Annotated in this window: 9 protein-coding genes; 8 read left to right on the top strand and 1 reads right to left on the bottom strand. The window is 41.5% G+C overall.

Annotated elements, in window-relative coordinates; genetic code table 11:
* Positions 1-85: 85 nt before the first annotated feature.
* The 6 genes from H7U04_RS06005 (at position 86) to ilvC (ending at position 7,409) form a co-directional block, all read left to right on the top strand.
* On the top strand, positions 86-451 hold the full coding sequence (locus H7U04_RS06005; RefSeq protein ID WP_002885694.1) for an Asp23/Gls24 family envelope stress response protein: 366 nt from the start codon (positions 86-88) through the stop codon (positions 449-451).
* Complete coding sequence (locus tag H7U04_RS06000) at positions 451-2,118, top strand: DAK2 domain-containing protein (protein WP_014635125.1); 1,668 nt, start codon at positions 451-453, stop codon at positions 2,116-2,118. The genes H7U04_RS06005 and H7U04_RS06000 overlap by 1 nt, the downstream gene beginning before the upstream one ends.
* 168 nt (positions 2,119-2,286) lie before the next feature.
* Positions 2,287-4,008: a dihydroxy-acid dehydratase gene (gene ilvD / locus H7U04_RS05995; protein ID WP_037599310.1), complete on the top strand. Its 1,722-nt coding sequence runs from the start codon at positions 2,287-2,289 to the stop codon at positions 4,006-4,008.
* Between the two features lie 133 nt (positions 4,009-4,141).
* Positions 4,142-5,842, top strand: a complete 1,701-nt coding sequence (locus H7U04_RS05990; RefSeq protein WP_080610978.1) for an acetolactate synthase large subunit — start codon at positions 4,142-4,144, stop codon at positions 5,840-5,842.
* Positions 5,835-6,311, top strand: coding sequence for an acetolactate synthase small subunit (ilvN, locus tag H7U04_RS05985; RefSeq protein ID WP_002892046.1), 477 nt, complete (start codon positions 5,835-5,837; stop codon positions 6,309-6,311). The genes H7U04_RS05990 and ilvN overlap by 8 nt, the downstream gene beginning before the upstream one ends.
* Before the next feature lie 75 nt (positions 6,312-6,386).
* Positions 6,387-7,409 carry a ketol-acid reductoisomerase gene (gene ilvC, locus H7U04_RS05980; RefSeq protein WP_002885764.1) on the top strand — a complete coding sequence of 341 codons (1,023 nt, stop codon included), beginning with the start codon at positions 6,387-6,389 and terminating at the stop codon, positions 7,407-7,409.
* A 154-nt stretch (positions 7,410-7,563) separates the two neighbouring features.
* On the opposite strand, the gene tyrS is transcribed toward ilvC, so the two are convergent.
* A complete protein-coding gene (gene tyrS / locus H7U04_RS05975; RefSeq protein WP_003092098.1) occupies positions 7,564-8,820 on the bottom strand; it encodes a tyrosine--tRNA ligase in 1,257 nt (418 codons plus the stop codon).
* 101 nt (positions 8,821-8,921) lie between these two features.
* On the opposite strand from tyrS, the gene pbp1b reads away from it, so the two are divergent.
* Together pbp1b and rpoB are read left to right on the top strand one after the other, a co-directional pair.
* Complete coding sequence (gene pbp1b / locus H7U04_RS05970) at positions 8,922-11,345, top strand: penicillin-binding protein PBP1B (protein WP_156685145.1); 2,424 nt, start codon at positions 8,922-8,924, stop codon at positions 11,343-11,345.
* A gap of 359 nt (positions 11,346-11,704) precedes the next feature.
* Entirely contained in the window at positions 11,705-15,286 is a 3,582-nt protein-coding gene (gene rpoB, locus H7U04_RS05965) for a DNA-directed RNA polymerase subunit beta (protein WP_002885744.1), read from the top strand.
* Positions 15,287-15,322 lie beyond the last annotated feature (36 nt).

Genomic DNA, 15,322 nt, shown 5'->3' with positions numbered 1-15,322 from the left:
TTCAAAGGGTATCTTCTTCTTATTTTTTACAAGTAGGCTCGAATATGGTAAAATAAGCTGATAAAAACTTTTTGAGGTAGTAATTATGACTGTAAAAATCAATACAAAAGATGGTCAAATCGAATTGTCAGATGATGTCATCGCAACAGTAGTTGGCGGTTCAGCAACAGAAATTTTTGGCGTTGTCGGTATGGCAAGTAAGAGTGCTATCCGAGATAATTTTCAAGCACTTCTTGGAAAAGAAAACTACGCAAAAGGAGTTGTCGTGAAATCTACTGATGCAGGTATCACTGTGGATGTATACACTGTTATGAGTTACGGTGTTAAGATTAGTGAGGTTTCAAAAAATATTCAAGAACGTGTGAAATTTAATCTTGAGAATCAACTCGGTATCAAGGCTGAAACAGTAAATGTTTACGTTCAAAATATTAAAGTCGTAGGAGAAAACTAGTGTCTAAAATTACAACAAGCTTGCTTCAGGAGATGGTCCAAGCGGCAGCAACACGTCTAGGTAAGCAAGCAGAATATGTGAATTCACTCAATGTCTTCCCAGTACCAGATGGAGATACTGGAACAAACATGGGAATGACTATGGATAACGGAGCTAAAGCTGTCGCAGATCAATCAGCTTCAACAGTTGGTGAAGTTGGTCAGATTTTGTCTAAAGGTCTTTTGATGGGTGCCCGTGGTAACTCAGGTGTTATCACGTCACAATTGTTCCGTGGATTTGGTCAAAGTATCAAGGATAAAACGGAACTTGACGGCCAAGATCTAGCTCATGCCTTCCAAGCAGGGGTTGAAGTTGCTTATAAAGCTGTTATGAAACCTGTCGAAGGAACAATTCTTACAGTATCACGTGGTGCAGCTTCAGCAGCGATTAAGAAAGCTGAATCTACAAATGATGCTGTTGAGGTTATGCGTGCAGCTCTCGATGGAGCTAAAGCTGCCTTGGCTAAGACACCAGAGATGCTTCCAGTTTTGAAAGAAGTTGGTGTGGTAGACTCAGGTGGTCAAGGTTTGGTCTTCATTTATGAAGGTTTCTTGTCAGCCCTCACAGGTGAGTATATCGCTTCAGAGGACTTCCAAGCGACACCTGCTACGATGACAGAGATGATCAATGCAGAACATCATAAGTCAGTTGCTGGTCATGTTGCCACAGAAGACATTACCTTCGGTTACTGTACGGAAATCATGATTGGTCTCAAACAAGGTCCAACTTATGTGAAAGACTTTGACTATGAAGAGTTCCAAAATTACTTGAGCAACCTTGGGGATTCTCTCCTTGTTGTTAACGACGATGAAATTGTGAAAGTTCACGTCCACACTGAGGATCCAGGTCTTGTCATGCAAGAAGGTCTTAAATATGGGGCTCTTGTCAAAGTTAAGGTTGACAACATGCGTAACCAACACGATGCACAAGTTCAAAAAGAAGAAGCTATCCAAGCTGCACCTTCTGCTCCTAAAGACTTTGCCCTTATTGCAGTTGTTGCCGGAGATGGACTTGCAGATATCTTCAAATCACAAGGTGTTGACTATGTGATTTCAGGTGGTCAAACAATGAACCCATCAACAGAAGATATTGTTAAGGCTATTGAGCAGGTTAATGCTAAGAATGTTATCATCTTGCCAAACAATAAAAACATCTTTATGGCAGCACAATCAGCTGCTGAAGTAGTAGATGTCAATGCGGCTGTTGTTGAAACACGTACAGTTCCACAAGGATTTACAAGTTTGCTCGCTTTTGATCCTAGCCAAAGTATCGAAGCTAATGTTGAAGCTATGACAGCTAGTCTTTCAGATGTAACAAGTGGTAGCGTGACATTGGCGGTACGTGATACAACTATTGATGGTCTTGAGATTCATGAAAATGATATCCTTGGTATGGTGGATGGTAAGATTCTTGTGTCTACACCAGATATGGACCAAGCCCTTCTTGACACCTTTGACAAGATGATTGACGAAGACAGTGAAATTGTTATGATTTACGTCGGCGAAGAAGGTAATCAAGAACAAGCTCAAGCACTTGCGGAAAAATTGGAAGAGGCTCACGAAGATATCGAAGTTGAAATCTTCCAAGGAGACCAACCAGTTTATCCATACCTCTTCAGTGTTGAATAATTTTGAATAATCATTTAGGAAGTCTTAGGGCTTCCTTTTTGTTTTGTCAGTTTTGATATAGCAGGGATATCTTTTTGAAATTACAAAAATATTCTGAAAATTCCTTGACATTACTTTCCAAAGTGGTAACATATGTTGTAAGAAATTTTATAGATTGAAGGTAACATCATGAGAAGTGATATGATCAAAGTTGGTGTTGATAAGGCACCAGCACGTGGACTTTTGTATGCGACTGGGCAAGTTAAATCTGCCAATGACATGCAAAAGCCCTTCATTGCTATTTGTAACTCTTATATTGATATTGTTCCAGGGCATGTTCACTTGCGTGAATTAGCAGATATTGCCAAGGAAGCTATCCGTGAGGCTGGCGGTATTCCTTTTGAGTTTAATACCATTGGTGTGGATGATGGGATTGCCATGGGGCATATTGGGATGCGTTACAGTCTTCCATCTCGTGAATTGATTGCCGATTCTGCAGAAACAGTTATTAATGCCCACTGGTTTGACGGGGTTTTCTACATTCCTAACTGTGATAAGATTACACCAGGGATGATTTTGGCGGCCATGCGTACTAATGTGCCAGCAGTATTTTGTTCTGGTGGCCCTATGAAGGGTGGCGTTGACATGACTGGTCACCAAGCGACGCTATCAAGTTTGTTTGAAGCTGTAGGTACCTATCAGGCTGGAGATATGAGCAAGGAAGAGCTCGATTATTTGGAGAAAAATGCTTGTCCAACTTGTGGTTCATGCTCAGGAATGTTTACCGCTAACTCAATGAACTGTTTGATGGAAGTTTTGGGCCTTGCCCTTCCAGGTAACGGTACTATCCTAGCCGTTTCAGATGAACGCCGTGAATTGGTTCGTCAAGCAGCCACAAAATTGATGGATAACATCAAAAATAATGTTCGCCCACGTGATATTGTGACCAAAGAAGCCATCGATGATGCGTTTGCTTTAGATATGGCCATGGGTGGTTCAACCAATACTGTTCTTCATACGCTTGCTATTGCGCGTGAGGCCGGTATTGACTATGATCTTAAAGACATTAACGAGATTGCCAAGAAGACACCTTACCTCTCTAAAATTGCACCTTCAAGTGTTTACACTATGCATGATGTCCATGAAGCTGGTGGTGTTCCAGCCATTATCAATCAGTTGATTAAAAAAGGAGCCATTAAGGGTGATCGTATTACAGTTACTGGTAAAACTTTGAAAGAAAACGTAGCTGGTGCTGAAATCAAGAATGAAGAAATTATCCATCCAATTGAGCATCCTATCTCACCAGTTGGTGGTTTGTCTATCCTTTACGGTAATATTGCTCAGGATGGAGCTGTTATCAAGGTCGGTGGTGTAGATCCATCTGTTAAAACTTTCCGTGGTAAAGCTATTTGTTGTGATTCACAAGATCAGGCCCTTGAGTTGATTGATAATGGAACAGTTAAGAAGGGCCATGTCGTTGTCATTCGTTACGAAGGTCCTCAGGGTGGACCTGGTATGCCAGAAATGTTGGCACCAACTTCTAAGATTGTCGGACGCGGTCTTGGTAAGGATGTGGCTCTGATTACGGATGGTCGTTTCTCAGGAGCTACTCGTGGTATTGCTATTGGTCACGTTTCTCCAGAAGCAGCAGAAGGTGGTAATATCGCCCTAATCGAAGATGGGGATGAAATCGTGATTGACCTACCAAATCGTACCCTTGATCTGCTTGTCGATGAAGCAACCCTTGAAGAACGCCGCAAACATTTGAAACCTTTCAAATCAAAAATTTCAAGTGGTTGGTTGCGTCGCTATACAGCCTTTGCTAAATCAGCCAATGTCGGCGGGACTTTGATGAGTGACGAAGAATTCGAAGAACGTAAAGCAGAACGTCAAGCACAAGAAAAAAACTAAGAACATTCTTTCCGAAGAGTTTGTGATATTTTTCTCCGAAACCCTTGCAAATTTGGTTAAAAATGTTATCATAGTATACAAGGTTTTGAATTTTTAGACAATTCGAAAAAAACAACTACTAAAGGAGGTCCATGTGAAGAAAATTGAACTTGAAGAAGCACGCTCTGGTGCTGATTTGATTCTAGATACACTTCTTGAACTTGGGATTTCAACTATCTTTGGATATCCTGGCGGAGCGGTTCTTCCTTTGTATGATGCTATTTACAAAAATGACAAGATTAATCATATTTTATCTCGTCATGAGCAAGGAAGTCTGCACGAAGCTGAAGGTTATGCCAAATCAACTGGTAAACTCGGTGTTGCTCTTGTAACGAGTGGTCCTGGTGCCACTAATGCTATTACAGGGATTGCAGATGCTATGAGTGATAGCGTACCTCTCCTAGTTTTTACTGGTCAGGTCGCAACACCAGGTATTGGTAAGGATGCCTTCCAAGAGGCTGACATTGTCGGAATTACCATGCCGATTACAAAATACAATTATCAGATTCGCGATACAGCTGATATTCCTCGTATTATTAGGGAAGCGGTTCATATTGCAACAACTGGCCGACCTGGTCCAGTTGTTATCGACCTCCCTAAAGATGTCGTGGCTAAGGAAACAGCTTTCATCAACGATCCTGAAATTAATCTTCCAAGTTACCAACCGACGCTAAGACCAAACGAAATGCAAATCAAGAAAATCTTGAAGCAGTTGGGTAAAGCTAAGAAGCCGGTTATTGTAGCTGGAGGTGGGGTGTCTTATTCTGAATCTGCTAAGGAGCTAGTTGCTTTTGCAGAACGCTACCAAATCCCAGTTGTTACAAGTCTTTTAGGTCAAGGGACAATTGCTACTAGTCACCCCCTCTTCTTGGGTATGGGTGGTATGCACGGTTCATATGCAGCTAACATTGCTATGACCGATGCTGACTTTATGATTGCCATTGGTTGTCGTTTTGATGACCGTTTGACAGGTAATCCTAAAACATTTGCCAAGAATGCCAAGGTTGTCCATATTGATGTAGATCCAGCTGAGATTGGTAAAATTATTGCAGTGGACCTTCCAGTTGTTGGTGATGCCAAGCAAGCTCTTGAAATGCTCTTAGCAGAACCAGTGGTTAAGAATAACACTGAAAAATGGATTGAAAAAGTTACAAAAGATAAAGAGCGTGTACGTTCTTACGATAAGAAGGAACGTATGGTACAGCCTCAGGCAGTTATCGAGCGTATCGGTGAATTGACTAAGGGTGACGCGGTTGTTGTTACTGACGTTGGTCAACATCAAATGTGGACAGCTCAGTATTATCCATACCAAAATGAGCGTCAATTGGTGACCTCAGGTGGTCTTGGAACAATGGGGTTCGGTGTTCCAGCAGCAATTGGTGCTAAAATTGCTAATCCTGATAAAGAAGTTATCCTCTTTGTTGGTGATGGTGGTTTCCAAATGACGAATCAAGAATTGGCTATCTTAAATGTTTACAAGGTGCCAATCAAGGTTGTTATGTTGAATAACCACTCACTTGGTATGGTACGTCAATGGCAAGAGTCCTTCTACGAAGGGCGTACATCAGAGTCTGTCTTTGATACCCTTCCAGATTTCCAATTGATGGCTCAAGCTTACGGCATTAAGTCTTACAAGTTTGATAATCCAGAGACAATTGATCAGGATTTGGAAGTTATCAAGGAAGACGTGCCAATGTTCATCGAGGTGGATATCTCTCGTAAAGAGCATGTCTTGCCAATCGTTCCGGCTGGTAAGAGTAATCACGAAATGTTGGGGGTGAAGTTCAATGCGTAGAATGTTAACAGCTAAACTTCAGAACCGTTCAGGTGTCCTTAACCGCTTCACAGGTGTTCTTTCACGACGTCAAGTTAACATTGAAAGTATCTCTGTAGGGGCTTCTGAGGATCCTAACGTTTCACGTATTACGATTATTATTGATGTGAATACTCAAAATGAAGTGGAACAAATCATCAAACAGCTTAATCGTCAGATTGATGTGATTCGCATCCGTGATATCACGGATCAGCCACACTTGGAACGTGAAGTTATCCTAGTTAAGGTATCAGCACCAACCTCTAAACGTGCTGAAATCTTGGCGATTATTCAACCTTTCCGTGCTTCGGTGGTTGATGTGGCACCAAGCTCTATCACTATCCAGATGACTGGTGATGCTGAAAAGAGCGAGGCGCTTCTACGAGTTATTCGTCCTTACGGAATCAAAAATATCGCTCGTACGGGTGCTACTGGATTTACCCGTGATTAAAAAATCCAACTTAAATTTGTTAACCCAGCCTTAAAAAGGCAATAAATTATTTTTTTAGAAAAGAGACATATTACTATGGCAGTTCAAATGGAATATGAAAAAGACGTAAAAGTAGCAGCACTTGACGGTAAAAAAATCGCCGTTATCGGTTACGGTTCACAAGGTCATGCGCATGCACAAAACTTGCGTGATACAGGTCACGATGTGATCATCGGTGTTCGTCCAGGTAAATCATTTGATAAAGCTAAAGAAGATGGTTTTGATACTTACACAGTAGCAGAAGCAACTAAATTGGCTGACGTTATCATGATCTTGGCTCCAGACGAAATCCAACAAGAACTTTACGAAGCAGAAATTGCTCCAAACCTTGAAGCTGGTAATGCTGTTGGTTTTGCACACGGATTTAACATCCACTTTGAATTCATCAAAGTTCCTAAAGATGTTGATGTCTTCATGTGTGCTCCTAAAGGACCAGGTCACTTGGTACGTCGTACATTTGAAGAAGGTTTTGGTGTTCCTGCACTTTACGCAGTATACCAAGATGCTACAGGTAACGCTAAAGACATCGCTATGGACTGGTGTAAAGGTGTTGGTGCAGCACGTGTTGGTCTTCTTGAAACAACATACAAAGAAGAAACTGAAGAAGATTTGTTTGGTGAACAAGCAGTTCTTTGTGGTGGTTTGACTGCCCTTATCGAAGCTGGTTTTGAAGTCTTGACTGAAGCTGGATATGCTCCAGAATTGGCTTACTTTGAAGTGCTTCACGAAATGAAATTGATCGTTGACTTGATTTACGAAGGTGGATTCAAGAAAATGCGTCAATCAATTTCAAACACTGCTGAATTCGGTGACTACGTATCAGGTCCACGTGTTATCACTGAACAAGTGAAAGAAAATATGAAAGCAGTTCTTGCTGACATCCAAAATGGTAAATTCGCTAACGACTTCGTTAACGACTACAAGGCTGGACGTCCAAAACTTACTGCTTACCGTGAAGAAGCTGCTAACCTTGAAATCGAAAAAGTTGGTGCTGAATTGCGTAAAGCAATGCCATTCGTTGGTCAAAACGACGATGACGCATTCAAAATCTATAACTAATGTGATAGTCTCGAAAACCAGCCTAGTGCTGGTTTTTTTGTGTTCTGAAGAGAGTAGTTGGGAATCAATCCTACTGCTCTTTTTTGGTAGATAAATTGTAAAATATAGTGCAACAAAAAAACTCACTCCATTAAGGAGTGAGAATAGCCATAAATTAGTACGTCAAGACAAAGTTTTTCTTCTTACCACGACGGATAACAGTAATTTCATTATCAATTTTATCTGTATCTGAGAGAGTGTAATCCAAGTCTTGTACACGTTCACCGTTGATGTAGATAGCGCCGTTTTGGACATCTTCACGTGCTTGACGTTTAGATGGTGAAATTTTTGCATTGACAAGAAGTTCAACGATGTTCAGATTTTCATCTGCTGAAATTTCATATGTTGGGACACCGTTGAGGGCAACTTTAAGGTCGCGTGCTGAGAGAGCTTTAAGGTTACCAGCGAAGAGTTGTTCAGTGATGTGAACAGCTTGTTCGTAGGCTTCTTTACCGTGAACCAAAGTAACAACTTCACGAGCCAAAACCTTTTGTGCCAAACGTTGGTGACGAGCTTGGTCAAATTCTTTACCGATCTCTTCGATTTCTTCAAGTGACAAGAAAGTGAAAATCTTCAAGAAGCGAACGGCGTCATCATCCATGACGTTGAGCCAGAATTGGTACATTTCGTAAGGGGTTGTTTTAGTAGCATCAAGCCAGACAGCGTTACCTTCTGATTTACCGAATTTTTTACCAGTTGAATCTGTGATAAGTGGTACAGTGATGACGTGTCCAGATTTATCTGCTTTACGACGCAAGAGCTCAGTACCTGCTGTCATGTTACCCCATTGGTCAGAACCACCAATTTGGAGTGTTACGCCGTACTTATCGTTGAGTTCATAGAAATCGTAACCTTGCATGATTTGGTAGGCAAACTCAGTGTAAGAGATACCTGTTTCGATACGTTTCTTAACAGATTCCTTACTCATCATGTAGTTAACTGTGAAGTATTTACCTACGTCACGCAAGAAATCAATGAAGCTGACTGAACCAAACCAGTCATAGTTGTTGACCATAACGGCTTTGTTGTCGCCATTTTCAAAATCAAGGAAACGAGAGAGTTGTCCTTGGATTTTTTCAACCCAACCTTCAACAGTTTCTTTGGTTTGCAGGCTACGTTCAGCATCTTTAAATGATGGGTCACCAATCAAACCTGTTGCACCACCAACGAGGGCGTAAGGTTTGTGTCCAGCCAATTGAAGTCGGCGACTTGTAAGGATAGCGACAAGGTGTCCAAGGTGGAGACTGTCTGCTGTTGGGTCATAACCAGTGTAGTATGAGACTGGTCCCTCTTCAAAGGCTTTTACAAGGGCTTCTTCATCAGTGGTTTGAAAAATCAAGCCACGTGCTTTTAGTTCTTCAAAAATTGTCATGATATTCTCCAGTAAAGTATATTCTGGACCATTATACCAAAAGAAAGCAACCCTATGCAAGCTTTGTCAAAGTTTGTTATAATAGGCTTTGAGGTATTTCTATGAATTTTGAAAAAATAATAAATTATTTTAGGCGACTAGGGCAGACTATTCGTACAAAGTTCGCTGGTTCTAGGTCTAAAAGAGGAGATAAATCTTTTAAAGAAAGGAAAGCTACGACTGGATCTAAGTGGAATCGTAAGCAAGCACGGAAGTCGCCTGAGGATGGGATGACACTCTTAGACATGGGTGATGTTTTCTTAAAAACCTTAAAGCTCTTGTCTGATTTCTTTTATGTGGTTATTATCGTTCTTACCTTATTCGGTGCAGGAATTGGTTTGGGTTATCTGGGGAGTCAAATTGAGTCTGTTCCATCGATTAAGGACAAAACCTTGTTGAATCAGATTAGTGAGGTTAGTTTGGTATCTTCGATGAGCTATTCCGATTCCAAGAAGATTGCGGATATTGATACTGACTTGCTGAGAACACCTATTGAGAGTGATGCGATTTCTAACAATGTCAAAAATGCCATCATTGCGACTGAGGATGAAAATTTTAAAAAGCATAAGGGTGTTGTACCAAAGGCAGTTTTTAGGGCTTTGGTGTCATCAGTTTTGGGGGTTGGCTCTTCAAGTGGTGGTTCGACGCTAACGCAGCAGTTAATCAAGCAACAGGTAACAGGCGATGCGCCAACCTTTAAACGTAAGGCGGCAGAGATTATCTATGCCTTACAATTGGAGCGTCGCGCTTCTAAAAATGAAATTTTAACCGATTATCTGAATGTTTCTCCTTTTGGACGTAACAACAAGGGGAAAAATATTGCTGGTATTGAGGAGGCTGCTCAAGGTATCTTTGGGGTATCTGCAGCGGATTTGACAGTTCCTCAGGCGGCCTATCTGGCAGGTTTGCCACAGAGCCCGATTGTCTACTCACCTTATACAGCTGACGGTCAATTAAAAAATGCAGAGGATCTTTCTTATGGCTTAGCACGTCAGCAAGATGTACTCTACAATCTTTATCGCGGTGGCTATCTAGATAAGTCGCAGTATGAAAGCTATAAGGATTATGATATCACTAAAGATTTCAAGGCTGGTGAGAAGTCTGATGCCGTAAGTCATGACTATTTGTACTATTCTGTCATGTCTGAGGCTCAGGATGTCATGTATGATTATCTAGTTAAACGTGACAAGGTATCGAGTCAAGATTTGAAAAATGATAAGACCAAGGAAAGCTATCGTGAGAGGGCCCTACAAGAGCTACAAACCGGTGGCTACAGCGTTAAGACAACTATTGATAATGCAGTTTATAATGCGATGCAAGATGCTGCGAGTCAATATGGTGGCCTCCTCGACCAAGGTGGAAATAGTGGAGTTGAAGTCGGAAATGTGCTCATGGATAATGCGACTGGAGCAATTCTAGGATTTGTTGGTGGTCGTAGTTACGAAAATAATCAAAATAACCATGCTTTTGATACGGCACGCTCCCCAGGCTCATCTATTAAGCCTATTATTGCTTATGGAATTGCTATTGATCAAGGTTTGATGGGTAGCTCAAGTATCCTTTCTAACTACCCAACTAATTTTACGGGTGGAACGCCTATTCTCCATGATGGTGATAAGGGGACAGCTATGATGAACCTACAAGAGGCACTCAATACCTCGTGGAATATTCCAGCCTTTTGGACATATCAAATGCTTCAACGTCATGATGTTGACGTTGAGGGTTACATGACCAAGATGGGCTATAAGATTGCTAACTACAATATCGAGAGTTTACCTCTTGGCGGGGGAATTGAAACCACGGTTGCCCAGCAAGTAAATGCCTATCAGATGCTTTCAAATGGTGGCGTCTATGAGAAGGGTCATATGATTGATAGTATTACTGACCGGACTGGCGAAGTTATCTATCAGCATAAATCTGAAGGGGTTCAAGTCTTTTCAAGAGCTACGGCTAGCATCATGGATAACCTGCTCAAGGAAGTTGTGGTTAAGGGAGCGACAACTCAATTTCATTCTGAATTGAAAAATGTCAATGGTGCAGCAGCCTCAGCTGACTGGATGGGTAAAACAGGAACGACAGATAACTTTGCGGATGCTTGGTTGATCGTCTCAACGCCTGGTATTACTCTTGGTGGTTGGGCTGGTTATGACAATAATACACCAACCAATTCTAAAACGGGTTACACCTACAATGCGCAATATATGGTTCGTTTAACTTCCGCCATCTACAATGCCAATCCAGGTATTTTTAAAACGGGAGATAAGTTTAATATCGATTCAAGTGCTATTAAGGCAAGTGTGCTCAAATCAACAGGCCTTAAACCAGCAACAGTGTCTGTTAATGGTCGTAATGTTTCTGTAAGTGGTGAAATGGTTGATACTTATTGGGCTAAAAATGGGCCTGGAGATACAACCTACAAATTTGCTATTGGTGGAACTGACAGTGACTATCAAAAAGCCTGGTCTAGCATTCTTGGAGGGCATTAGGAATTCCCAAGAAAACTTGCAAAAAAGCAAAAAATTAGGTATAATATAGACAACTATTTGTCGTCTTACTTGGTTGAAATATTGTCCAATCAAGAGATACAGCAGTTAAATCAACGTTTTTTCGGTCAGATTTAGCTGCTATTTTTGTGCTTATTTTTAGGATTTTCAAGTGTTGTAACTCATATTTAAAGGTTCTAAAAATTCAAATACTAAGAGTTTTGCTTATCCTTGATCAGATAAGTGGATGTTAGTGTTTAATCACTTGTTAATGGGACAAGCGACTGAACAAGGCAGAAGACAAATATTTAAAGTGCACGACTTGCAAAGCAGGTCTCGAATGTAGAAAAGGAGTAGAAGACTTGGCAGGACATGACGTTCAATACGGGAAACATCGTACCCGTCGTAGTTTTTCAAGAATCAAAGAAGTTCTTGATTTACCAAACTTGATTGAAATCCAAACGGATTCATTCAAAGAATTCTTGGATACTGGTCTTAAAGAGGTTTTTGAGGATGTACTTCCTATCTCAAACTTCACAGACACTATGGAATTGGAATTCGTTGGTTACGAATTGAAAGAGCCTAAGTATACACTTGAAGAAGCTCGTATCCACGATGCATCATACTCAGCACCTATCTTTGTGACTTTCCGTCTTATTAACAAAGAAACTGGTGAAATCAAAACTCAGGAAGTCTTCTTCGGAGATTTCCCTATTATGACTGAGATGGGTACTTTCATCATCAATGGTGGTGAACGTATTATCGTTTCTCAGTTGGTGCGCTCACCTGGTGTTTACTTTAACGATAAGGTTGATAAAAACGGTAAAGTGGGTTATGGATCAACAGTTATCCCTAACCGTGGGGCATGGCTTGAGCTTGAAACAGATTCAAAAGACATTGCCTACACTCGTATCGACCGTACACGTAAGATTCCATTCACAACGCTTGTGCGTGCGCTTGGATTCTCAGGTGATGACGAAATTGTTGATATCTTTGGTGATAGCGAGTTGGTTCGTAATACCATTGAAAAAGATATCCACAAAAACCCAGCAGATTCACGTACTGATGAAGCGCTTAAAGAAATTTATGAACGTCTTCGTCCAGGTGAACCAAAAACTGCCGACAGCTCACGTAGCTTGCTTGTAGCTCGTTTCTTTGATCCACGTCGTTATGACTTGGCTGCTGTTGGTCGTTACAAAGTCAATAAAAAACTTAACATCAAGACACGTCTTTTGGGACAAACAATTGCTGAAAACTTGGTAGATCCTGAAACAGGTGAAATCCTTGTTGAAGCTGGTACTGAAATGACACGTGATGTGATTGATTCAATCGCAGAATACTTGGATGGTGATTTGAACAAATTTGTATACACACCAAACGATTATGCGGTGGTTACAGAACCTGTTGTTCTTCAAAAATTCAAGGTTGTTGCACCAAATGATCCAGATCGTGTGGTTACAATTGTTGGTAATGCCAACCCAGATGACAAAGTTCGTGCTTTGACAACAGCGGATATCTTGGCTGAAATGAGTTACTTCCTCAACCTTGCTGAAGGTATCGGTAAAGTAGACGATATCGACCACCTTGGTAACCGTCGTATCCGTGCCGTTGGTGAATTGCTTGCTAACCAATTCCGTATTGGTTTGGCTCGTATGGAACGTAACGTACGTGAGCGTATGTCAGTTCAAGATAACGAAGTCTTGACACCACAACAAATCATCAATATTCGCCCTGTAACTGCAGCTGTTAAAGAATTCTTCGGTTCTTCACAGTTGTCACAGTTCATGGACCAACACAACCCATTGTCAGAGTTGTCACACAAACGTCGTTTGTCAGCCTTGGGACCTGGTGGTTTGACACGTGACCGTGCCGGATATGAAGTTCGTGACGTGCACTACACGCACTACGGTCGTATGTGTCCAATTGAAACACCTGAAGGACCTAACATCGGTTTGATCAATAACTTGTCTTCATACGGACACCTTAACAAGTACGGTTTCATTCAAACACCATATCGTAAGGTTGACCGTGCAACTGGTAAAGTAACCAACGAAGTGGTTTGGTTGACTGCTGATGAAGAAGATGAGTACACAGTTGCTCAGGCTAACTCTAAATTGAACGAAGATGGAACATTTGCAGAAGAAATCGTTATGGGTCGTCACCAAGGTAATAACCAAGAGTACCCATCACACCTTGTAGATTTCGTGGATGTTTCTCCTAAACAGGTAGTTGCCGTTGCGACAGCATGTATTCCTTTCTTAGAAAACGATGACTCTAACCGTGCCCTTATGGGTGCCAACATGCAACGTCAGGCTGTGCCTTTGATTGATCCTAAAGCACCTTATGTTGGTACTGGTATGGAATATCAAGCTGCCCACGATTCAGGAGCTGCAGTTATCGCCCAACACGACGGTAAAGTTGTCTACTCTGATGCTGATAAAGTTGAAGTTCGTCGTGAAGATGGTTCTCTTGATGTTTATACTATTCAAAAATTCCGTCGTTCAAACTCAGGTACTGCCTATAACCAACGTACTTTGGTTAAGGTTGGCGATATTGTTGAAAAAGGTGACTTTATCGCTGATGGTCCATCTATGGAAGGTGGAGAAATGGCCCTCGGTCAAAACCCTATCGTCGCATACATGACATGGGAAGGTTACAACTTCGAGGATGCCGTTATCATGAGTGAGCGTCTTGTGAAAGATGACGTTTATACATCTGTTCACTTGGAAGAATTCGAATCAGAAACACGCGATACAAAGCTTGGGCCTGAAGAAATCACACGTGAATTGCCAAACGTTGGTGAAGAAGCCCTCAAAGACCTTGACGAAATGGGTATTATCCGTATCGGTGCTGAGGTTAAAGAAGGTGACATTCTTGTTGGTAAGGTAACACCCAAGGGTGAAAAAGACCTTTCTGCTGAAGAACGTCTTCTCCACGCTATCTTTGGTGATAAATCTCGTGAAGTACGTGATACGTCACTCCGTGTACCTCACGGTGGTGATGGTGTCGTTCGTGATGTTAAAATCTTCACACGTGCAAACGGTGATGAATTGCAATCAGGTGTTAACATGCTTGTTCGTGTTTACATCGCTCAAAAACGTAAGATCAAGGTCGGAGATAAGATGGCCGGTCGTCACGGTAACAAAGGGGTTGTTTCTCGTATTGTTCCGGTTGAAGACATGCCTTACCTTCCAGACGGTACACCAGTTGATATCATGTTGAACCCACTTGGGGTGCCATCACGTATGAACATCGGTCAGGTTATGGAACTTCACCTTGGTATGGCTGCACGTAACTTGGGTATCCACATCGCAACACCAGTCTTTGATGGAGCAAGCTCAGAAGATCTCTGGGATACTGTTCGTGAAGCAGGTATGGATAGTGATGCTAAGACAATCCTTTACGATGGACGTACAGGTGAACCATTTGATAACCGTGTGTCAGTTGGTGTCATGTACATGATCAAACTTCACCACATGGTTGATGATAAACTTCACGCTCGTTCAGTAGGTCCTTACTCACTTGTTACCCAACAACCTCTTGGTGGTAAAGCACAATTTGGTGGACAACGTTTCGGTGAGATGGAGGTTTGGGCCCTTGAAGCTTATGGTGCATCAAATATCCTTCAAGAAATCTTGACTTACAAGTCAGATGACGTTAACGGACGTTTGAAAGCCTATGAAGCTATCACTAAAGGTAAACCAATTCCAAAACCAGGTGTACCAGAATCATTCCGAGTACTTGTTAAAGAATTGCAATCACTTGGTCTTGATATGCGTGTCCTTGATGAGGATGACTACGAAGTTGAATTACGTGATCTTGATGAAGGTGAAGACGATGATGTCATGCACGTTGATGATCTTGAAAAAGCACGTGTACAACAAGCTAAAGAAGCTGCTGAATTAGAAAAAGCTAAAGAAGAAGCTTCAGATAAAACAGAATAAAATAAGCTTTAGAGAGGGAGCTCACTCTCTCTGCTA

This window comes from Streptococcus sp. 22.1 (genome assembly GCF_016648645.1).
GTDB lineage: Bacteria > Bacillota > Bacilli > Lactobacillales > Streptococcaceae > Streptococcus.
The sequence above is the reverse complement of the archived record's forward strand: the minus strand, read 5'-3'. Positions and strand labels throughout refer to the sequence as shown.

What these genes read in the sequence shown, in the direction of transcription:
- H7U04_RS06005 (WP_002885694.1), top strand. Translation starts at nt 86, where the DNA reads ATGACTGTAAAAATCAATACAAAAGATGGTCAAATCGAATTGTCAGAT.
- ilvD (WP_037599310.1), top strand. Translation starts at nt 2,287, where the DNA reads ATGAGAAGTGATATGATCAAAGTTGGTGTTGATAAGGCACCAGCACGT.
- ilvN (WP_002892046.1), top strand. Translation starts at nt 5,835, where the DNA reads ATGCGTAGAATGTTAACAGCTAAACTTCAGAACCGTTCAGGTGTCCTT.
- ilvC (WP_002885764.1), top strand. Translation starts at nt 6,387, where the DNA reads ATGGCAGTTCAAATGGAATATGAAAAAGACGTAAAAGTAGCAGCACTT.
- tyrS (WP_003092098.1), bottom strand. Translation starts at nt 8,820, where the DNA reads ATGACAATTTTTGAAGAACTAAAAGCACGTGGCTTGATTTTTCAAACC.
- pbp1b (WP_156685145.1), top strand. Translation starts at nt 8,922, where the DNA reads ATGAATTTTGAAAAAATAATAAATTATTTTAGGCGACTAGGGCAGACT.